The organism is Amycolatopsis sp. SID8362, assembly GCF_010550475.1.
GTDB classification, from domain to species: domain Bacteria; phylum Actinomycetota; class Actinomycetes; order Mycobacteriales; family Pseudonocardiaceae; genus Amycolatopsis; species Amycolatopsis eburnea.
The window spans coordinates 1-808 of sequence record NZ_JAAGNB010001543.1 but is presented as its reverse complement, the minus strand read 5'-3'; the positions used below and the strand labels follow the sequence as shown (position 1 = coordinate 808).

Here is an 808-nt window from a genome sequence, read left to right as displayed (position 1 = left end):
GGACGCCCTCGCCGGGCTGGTCGCCACGCACGTCGCGCTCGCCCTCGGGCACGCCGACGCCGCCGCGATCGACCCCGCCCGCGCGTTCTCCGACCTCGGCTTCGACTCGCTCAGCGGCGTCGACCTGCGCAACCGCCTCGCCGCCGCCACCGGCCTGCGCCTGCCCAGCACGCTGGTGTTCGACCACCCGACCGTCACCGCGCTCGCCGCGTACCTGCTGGGCGAACTCTTCGACACCGACGCTCCGCTCGCCGAGACGCGCCGCGCGGTCACCGGCGACCCGGTCGTCATCGTGGGCATGGCCTGCCGCTACCCAGGCGGGGTCCGCACCCCCGAACAGCTCTGGGACCTGGTCCTCGACGGACGCGACGCCGTTTCGGAGTTCCCCGCCGACCGCGGCTGGGACCTCGACGCGCTCTACGACCCGGACCCCGCGCACCCCGGCACGTCCTACACCCGGCACGGCGGATTCCTGCACGACGCGGCCGAGTTCGACGCCGAGTTCTTCGGCATGAGCCCGCGTGAAGCCCTCGCCACCGACGCCCAGCAGCGGCTGCTGCTCGAAACGTCGTGGGAGGCCGTCGAACGCGCGGGCATCGACCCGCTGAGCCTGCGCGGCACCGCGACCGGCGTGTTCGCCGGGCTGATGTACCACGACTACAGCAGCCTGCTCAGGGGCAGCGAAGACGCCGAGGGCTATCTCACCAGCGGCAGCGCGGGCAGCGTCGCGTCCGGCCGGGTGTCCTATGTGCTCGGTCTGGAAGGTCCGGCGGTCACGGTGGACACGGCGTGCTCGTCGTCGCTCGTG

General features: G+C 73.5%; 1 protein-coding gene. It reads left to right on the top strand.

Annotation, left to right across the window (positions count from 1 at the left end; genetic code table 11):
• On the top strand, positions 1 to 808 hold an 808-nt coding region (locus tag G3I65_RS47375; protein ID WP_160701909.1), incomplete at both ends, for an acyl carrier protein.